The organism is Streptomyces sp. NPDC002044 (genome assembly GCF_040296725.1).
GTDB lineage: Bacteria > Actinomycetota > Actinomycetes > Streptomycetales > Streptomycetaceae > Streptomyces > Streptomyces antarcticus.
In genome coordinates, this window is the sequence record NZ_JBEOXU010000237.1 from 1 (window position 1) to 6,351 (window position 6,351).

Below are 6,351 nucleotides of genomic sequence, written 5' to 3' on the forward strand. Positions count from 1 at the left end.
GGGACCGTTCGGGGTCCCGGCAGCGGCCTTCGCATGTCGCACCGGGCGGCTCCCGGTGCCACCACGTTCGGTCCGGCGCCCGCCGCGCCCGCGTCCGGCCCCGCTCCCGTCAGTGGTTCTCGGTGGGCTGGAGGTCCCGGGGAATGAGGGACCAGGTGGTGGCCGCCGCGGCGACCGCCAGGACTCCCGCCATCAGGAACGCCGGGGTGATGGCCAGGGTGTAGGCGTGGGAGGCGGTGTCCAGCAGCGCCTGGCCGACGGCGCCGCCGAGCCGTTCGGCGGTGTGGGCGGCCTCGCCGACGGAGTCGCGCACGGCGGCGGTGCTGGGGCCGTCCAGGTCCAGGGCGGGAAGGTTGCCCCGGTAGAGGGCGGCGGCCGTGGAGCCCAGGATGGCGACGCCCATCGCCGAGCCGAGCTCGTAGCAGGTCTCCTCGATGGCGGCGGCGCTGGAGACCTCGTCCGCGGGGGCGGCGGAGATCAGCGTGACCGAGGCCACCGTGGTGGCGAGTCCGGCGCCCAGACCCATGATCGTGAGGGCGGCGGCGAAGGCCGGGTAGCCGAGGTCGGTGAACTGCTGGAAGGTCCAGGGCAGTGCCATCCCGGCCGCCAGGACGACCAGGCCGGCGCCGAGGACGTGACGGATCGCGAAGCGCTGCATCAGGCTCGGAGCCACCATGGAGGCACAGATCAGGGCGAGCGGGGCCGGCAGCAGACGCAGGCCGGCCTCCAGCGGGGTGTAGCCCTGGCCGTACTGGAACCACTGGGTGACGAGGAACAGGATCGCGCCCATGCCGACCATGGGCAGGAAGATCGCGGTGGCCGCGACGCTGAAGGCGGGCTTGGCGAACAGCCGCACCTGGAGCAGCGGGTTGTCCAGGCGCAGCTGGCGCCGGACGAAGACGGTCAGGGCGACGGCGGCCAGGATCAGCAGGGCCCAGGGCAGGGGGTCGGCGACGCCGCTCTTGCCGAGCTGCTTGATGCCGCCCGCGAGAGCGAGCATGCCGACGATGGACTGGCCGACGCCCCACCAGTCCCACGCGCCGGCGGCGCGGGGGGAGCGGGACTCGGGCAGGTAGCGCAGGCCGGCCGCGACGATGACCGCGGCGACGGGGAGGTTGAGCAGGAACGCCGAGTGCCAGCCGTAGTCCTGGACCAGCAGGCCGCCGACGACCGGGCCGAAGGCCATGCCGCCACCGAAGACGGCCGCCCAGACGGCGAGGGCGAAGGCGCGCTCCTTGGCATCGGTGAAGACGCTGCGCAGGATCGACAGGGTGGCGGGCATGATGGCGGCGCCGCCGATGCCGAGGAGGGCGCGGGCGGCGATCACGTGCCAGGCCGCGGTGGAGAACACGGCGATCAGGGAGGCGACGGAGAAGATGCCGAAGCCCGCCATGAGGAGTCGCTTGCGCCCCCAGCGGTCACCGAGCGCGCCCGCGGTGACGAGCAGGCCGGACAGGGCGAGCGCGTAGACGTCGATGATCCACAGCTGCTGGACGGCGCCCGGCCGGAGGTCTCCGACGAGGGAGGGGAAGGCCACGTTGAGGATCGTGGTGTCCATGGAGATGAGCAGGAGACTGCCGGAGAGGATCGCCAGGACGATCCACCGGCGGGGGTCCTGCGAGGGGGTGTGCATGGGATTCCGTTCTGGGGTCGTGCACGGGGGTGGGGCGTGGCGGTTCAGGGTGCGGGGGGTGGCGCTGCGGGCCGCGTCCCGCCGAGGAAGGACGTCAGGACCAGGCGGCCGGTCTCGCGGGGGGCGAGGTGGCCGTCGCGCACGCCCTCGGCGGCGGCGTCGAGCAGCCCCCAGAGCGAGTACCAGATCCAGTAGGGCGGCAGGTCCGCGCGCAGCCGGCCGAGCCGCTGGCCGAGGGCGAGGAAGGCGAGGGCCCTGCGGTCCTGCCGGTCCACCCCGGCCCGGAACTCGGGATCGGCTAGGACGGTGGCGTCGCGCGTGGTGAACCCGTAGAGGTGGGCGGCCGGCAGCAGCGCGACGACCAGTTCCTCCAGGGCGGCGTCGAAGGCGGCACCGTCGGCGGTGTCCGGCAGGTCGACCGGGCCGAGGCAGCCGTCGACCACGCGGATGGCCCGGTCCGCGACGGCCTTCAACAGGGCCTCGCGGGTCGCGTAGCGGCGGCTGAGCGTGGCGCGGCTGGTCCCGATGCCCGCGGCGATCTGGACCATCGACGCGCTGTGGTCGCCGGCCAGGACGCGCGCGGCGCCGTCCAGCAGTTCTTCTTCCTGCACCATGATGAGCCTCCTTCGCCTCGAACGATACAAAGTTGTCTCAGATGAGGCAAGTCCGATCCGTGGAAGCCCAACCGTGGCCGCCGGCCCACCCGTGACCGGCCCACCCGTGACCGGTGCGCCCGGACCGGCGGAATCTGCTGGTCCGCGTTCCGCATGACGCGGCGGCGTCCGGGTAGACGCCGAGGCACACTCGGGGAGGGAAGCCATACATGAGGCACCAGGACACAGACGCCGGCGCGGACGCGGACGAAGTTCCGGGCGACGGCCGGAACGAGACCGCGGTGGAGCGCGCGGACCGGCAGTGGCAGGAGCTGGTCCAGGAGATACGGGTCGCCCAGACGGGCGTGCAGATCCTGTTCGGCTTCCTGCTGACCGTCGTCTTCACCCCGCACTTCCAGGGGCTCGACCAGACGGACAAGACGCTTTACATCATCACGGTGATCCTCGGATCGATGGCCACGGGCGCCCTGATAGGGCCGGTCGCCTTCCACCGCATCGTCTCGGGACGCCGGATCAAGCCCGAGGCCGTGGCCTGGGCGTCACGGCTCACCTTCGTCGGCATCGTGCTGCTGCTGGCGACACTGACGTTCGCCCTGCTGCTGGTCCTGCGCGTGGCCACGCACAACGCGATCGTGCCGTGGATCGTCTCCGGGGTGCTGGCCTGGTACCTGCTGTGCTGGTTCGCCCTGCCGCTGTGGGCGCGGGTGCGCTACACCACCAAGGACTGAGCCGGGGGCCCCGGCCGACCCGGTTGCGTCCCTGCCGGTTTCGGCCCTGCCGGCTCCGGCCTGGCCGTTTCCGGCCCCTCGGCTACTCCCCGGCGTGGCGGGCCCTGGCACCCGAGCGGGTGCGGCCCGGGGTCTGGGCGCGCCGCGGATGACGGCGCACGTACTCGTGCTCCAGCTCGTTCATCCGCTGCGTGTGGGTGACCAGCGCGTCGTCGGATCCGTGCAGCAGGGTCTCGTGGCGCGTGCGGTGGATGGCCTCCAGCTCCTTCAGGAGCCGGCCCTCCTCCAGGTTCCGCGCCGAGGGACCGCCGTCGTGCTCCGCCATGGCACATCCACCTCCTCCAGGAGACCAGCGTAGGACGGCCCGCGCCCTCCGCGCCCGCCCGGACATCCCGGCCGGCGTGGGGGGCGCGCCCGTGCGGTCAGCAGATGCGCGGCAGCTGCTCCCCGATCGGGAGGTCCACCACCCGGGTGCCGCCGAGGCCGGTACGGGCCACGACGAGCCCGGGGTGGGCCTCGACGGCCTCGCCGATGACCCGCGCGTGGCGGCCCAGCGGATGGGCGCGCATGGCGTCCAGGACGGCGTCGGCGTGCTCGCGCGGAACGAAGGCGACGAGCTTGCCCTCGTTGGCCACGTAGAGCGGGTCGAGACCGAGGATCGCGCAGGCGTTCGCCACGGCGGGCGGCACCGGGATCCGGCCCTCCTGGATGACGACGCCCGCGCCGGAGGCGGCCGCGATCTCGTTGAGGGAGGCGGCCAGCCCGCCCCGGGTGGGGTCCCGCAGCACGTGCAGGTCCGGGGTCACGGCGAGCATGGCCGCCACCAGGCCGCCGAGCGCCGCGCAGTCGCTCTCGACGTCGACTCCGAACTCCAGCCCCTCGCGCACGCTCATGATGGCCACGCCGTGCAGGCCGATCTCGCCGCTCACGATGACGACGTCGCCGGGCACGACCCGCTGGGGGCGCAGGTCCACGCCCTCGGGGATGAGCCCGATCCCCGAGGTGTTGATGTAGACGCCGTCGCCGTGGCCCGCCTCCACCACCTTGGTGTCACCGGTCGCCACTTCCACGCCCGCGGCGCGCGCCGCGGCGCCCAGGGCCTCGGCCACCCGGGCCACGACGGAGATCTCGACGCCCTCCTCCAGGATGAACCCGCAGGACAGGTAGGCGGCCCGGGCGCCGCTCATGGCGAGGTCGTTGACCGTGCCGTTGACCGCGAGGTCGCCGATGCAGCCGCCGGGGAAGAACAGCGGCCGCACCACGTAGGAATCGGTGGAGAAGGCCAGGCGGGCGCCGCCCAGGGTGAGCGCCGCGGAGTCCCCCAGCCGGGACAGCACCTCGCCGCCGTAGGCGGGGGCGAAGAGGTGCTCGACGAGTTCGGCGGAGAGCGCTCCGCCGCCGCCGTGGCCCATCACCACACGCGGACGGTCCCGCAGGGGTGCCGGACAGGTCCAGCCGGTGATGTCGAGTGCGGTGTCAGGCAACGGGGCTCGCCTCCAGCGGTGCGACGGTCCCGGGCTGCGGGGCCGGGGTGAGTTCCAGGCGGCGGTACAGGTAGTACGCCGCGCACGCGCCCTCGCTGGAGACCATGGTGGCGCCGAGCGGGTTGCGCGGGGTGCACAGCGTCCCGAACGCCTCGCACTCGTGCGGCTTCAGGAGCCCCTGGAGGACTTCGCCGCTGCGGCACTCGGCCGGTTCCAGCGTCGTGATGTCCGTCACCGAGAAACGGTGCTCGGCGTCGTACTCCCGGTAGCGCTCGGAGAGCCGCCACCCGCTGTCGGGGATGACCCCGATGCCGCGCCAGGCGCGGTCGGTGACCTCGAAGACGTCCTCCAGCATCGCGAGCGCGGCCGGGTTCCCCTCGGGGCGGACGGCCCGCGCGTAGGCGTTGTCGACGGTGTGCTCGCCGCGCTCCAGCTGGTGCACGGCCCGCCGTACGCCTTCGAGGATGTCCAGCGGCTCGAAGCCCGTCACCACGATCGGGACGCGGTGGCGCTCGGCGAGCGCGGGGTACTCCCCCGTGCCCATCACACTGCACACGTGCCCGGCGGCCAGGAAGCCCTGGACCCGGCAGCTCGGCGACCGCATGATCGCCTCGATCGCGGGTGGCACCCGGACGTGCGAGACGAGCAGGCTGAAGTTGCGGAGACCCAGTTTCCTCGCCTGGTGGACGGTCATGGCGTTGGGCGGGGCCGTGGTCTCGAAGCCGATGCCGAAGAAGACCACCTCGCGCTGCGGGTTCTGCTGGGCGATCTTCAGCGCGTCGAGCGGGGAGTAGACGACGCGTACGTCGCCGCCCTCGCTGCGCACCTGGAAGAGGTCGCGGCCGGTGCCGGGGACGCGCAGCATGTCGCCGAAGGAGCAGAAGATCACGTTCGGGCGGGAGGCGATCTCCAGCGCCTTGTCGATGACCTCCAGCGGGGTGACGCACACCGGGCAGCCGGGTCCGTGAATCAACTCCACCAGATCTGGCAGGAGTTGATCGATCCCGTGCCGGATGATGGTGTGGGTCTGGCCGCCGCAGACCTCCATCAGGGCCCACGGCCGGGTCACCGTGGCGTGGATGTCGTCGAGCAGCCGGCGGGCGAGCTCGGGGTCCTGGAACTCGTCGATGTACTTCACTGGCGGGCTTCCTCCTGCGCTGCGTCGCCTGCGGGGCTGTCACCGAAGGGCCAGTCACCGGCGGCCTCCGCGGCCTGCTCCCACGGGTCTCCGAACTCCTCCTGCAACATGCCGAGCTGGGCGAAGAGTTCGAGCGTCTGCTTGGCCGACTCCTCGTCGAGTCGTTGGAGGGCGAACCCGACGTGGACGATGGCGTACTCGCCGACCTGGAGGTCGGGCAGGTACTCCAGGCACACCTCCTTCTGTACGCCGCCGAAGTCGACGGTGGCCATCCGGGTGCCGTCCTTCTCCCCGATGTCAAGCACTCTGCCGGGTACCGCCAGGCACATGGGGTTCTCCTTGCTGTGGGTGGTGATCCGTGGCGTGGGCCGCCACCATGAGCTGGCCGAGGGACAGGCCCCCGTCGCCCGGCGGGACCGCGCTGTGACGCAGGACCGTGAAGCCGTCGGCGCGCAGGGCGCGGGCACAGGCCGAGGACAGCAGGGTGTTGGCGAAGACCCCGCCGGTCAGGGCGACGGTGTCCAGGCCGTGGCCCTCGCGGGCGAGGCCGCAGAGCGTTCCGACGAGGGCGGCGACGCCGGCGTGGAAGCGGGCCGCGATCACGGAACGGGCGACGCCCGCGCGGACGTCGGCCGCCACGGCGGCCAGTACGGGTGCCGGGTCGGCGGTGAGCGGGCCCGGTGCGCCCGCGGCGGGCGGGGGCACCGCGAAGGCGGAACCCGCGGCCGGTCCCGGCGCCGGGCCCTAACCCGGG

The 6,351-nt window shown here is 73.0% G+C and carries 7 protein-coding genes and 1 pseudogene; 1 reads left to right on the top strand and 7 read right to left on the bottom strand.

The window, feature by feature from the left end; genetic code table 11:
• Nucleotides 1-109: 109 nt before the first annotated feature.
• Together ABT106_RS30540 and ABT106_RS30545 are read right to left on the bottom strand one after the other, a co-directional pair.
• A complete protein-coding gene (locus tag ABT106_RS30540) occupies nt 110-1,633 on the bottom strand; it encodes an MFS transporter (protein WP_351283913.1) in 1,524 nt (507 codons plus the stop codon).
• 44 nt (nt 1,634-1,677) lie between these two features.
• On the bottom strand, nt 1,678-2,247 hold the full coding sequence (locus tag ABT106_RS30545; RefSeq protein ID WP_351283916.1) for a TetR/AcrR family transcriptional regulator: 570 nt from the start codon (nt 2,245-2,247) through the stop codon (nt 1,678-1,680).
• Between the two features lie 209 nt (nt 2,248-2,456).
• Between ABT106_RS30545 and ABT106_RS30550 the strand changes: the two genes are divergently transcribed.
• On the top strand, nt 2,457-2,975 hold the full coding sequence (locus ABT106_RS30550) for a DUF6328 family protein (RefSeq protein ID WP_351283919.1): 519 nt from the start codon (nt 2,457-2,459) through the stop codon (nt 2,973-2,975).
• 82 nt (nt 2,976-3,057) lie between these two features.
• Here ABT106_RS30550 and ABT106_RS30555 read toward each other — a convergent pair whose 3' ends face one another.
• The 5 genes and pseudogenes from ABT106_RS30555 to ABT106_RS30575 form a co-directional block, all read right to left on the bottom strand.
• Complete coding sequence (locus ABT106_RS30555) at nt 3,058-3,300, bottom strand: DUF6158 family protein (RefSeq protein WP_351283921.1); 243 nt, start codon at nt 3,298-3,300, stop codon at nt 3,058-3,060.
• A 97-nt stretch (nt 3,301-3,397) separates the two neighbouring features.
• Nucleotides 3,398-4,459 carry a hydrogenase expression/formation protein HypE gene (hypE, locus tag ABT106_RS30560; protein WP_351283924.1) on the bottom strand — a complete coding sequence of 354 codons (1,062 nt, stop codon included), beginning with the start codon at nt 4,457-4,459 and terminating at the stop codon, nt 3,398-3,400.
• Complete coding sequence (gene hypD / locus ABT106_RS30565; protein ID WP_351283927.1) at nt 4,452-5,597, bottom strand: hydrogenase formation protein HypD; 1,146 nt, start codon at nt 5,595-5,597, stop codon at nt 4,452-4,454. The genes hypE and hypD overlap by 8 nt, the downstream gene beginning before the upstream one ends.
• Complete coding sequence (locus ABT106_RS30570) at nt 5,594-5,926, bottom strand: HypC/HybG/HupF family hydrogenase formation chaperone (protein ID WP_351283929.1); 333 nt, start codon at nt 5,924-5,926, stop codon at nt 5,594-5,596. The genes hypD and ABT106_RS30570 overlap by 4 nt, the downstream gene beginning before the upstream one ends.
• A pseudogene (locus tag ABT106_RS30575) lies at nt 5,895-6,311 on the bottom strand (Kae1-like domain-containing protein); the annotation flags it as partial. The pseudogene ABT106_RS30575 and the gene ABT106_RS30570, both read right to left, overlap by 32 nt.
• Between the last annotated feature and the right edge of the window lie 40 nt (nt 6,312-6,351).

Bases quoted from the DNA above. Each gene is read 5' to 3' on its own strand.
- ABT106_RS30550 (WP_351283919.1), top strand. From the start codon at position 2,457: ATGAGGCACCAGGACACAGACGCCGGCGCGGACGCGGACGAAGTTCCG.
- ABT106_RS30570 (WP_351283929.1), bottom strand. From the start codon at position 5,926: ATGTGCCTGGCGGTACCCGGCAGAGTGCTTGACATCGGGGAGAAGGAC.
- ABT106_RS30540 (WP_351283913.1), bottom strand. From the start codon at position 1,633: ATGCACACCCCCTCGCAGGACCCCCGCCGGTGGATCGTCCTGGCGATC.
- ABT106_RS30555 (WP_351283921.1), bottom strand. From the start codon at position 3,300: ATGGCGGAGCACGACGGCGGTCCCTCGGCGCGGAACCTGGAGGAGGGC.
- ABT106_RS30545 (WP_351283916.1), bottom strand. From the start codon at position 2,247: ATGGTGCAGGAAGAAGAACTGCTGGACGGCGCCGCGCGCGTCCTGGCC.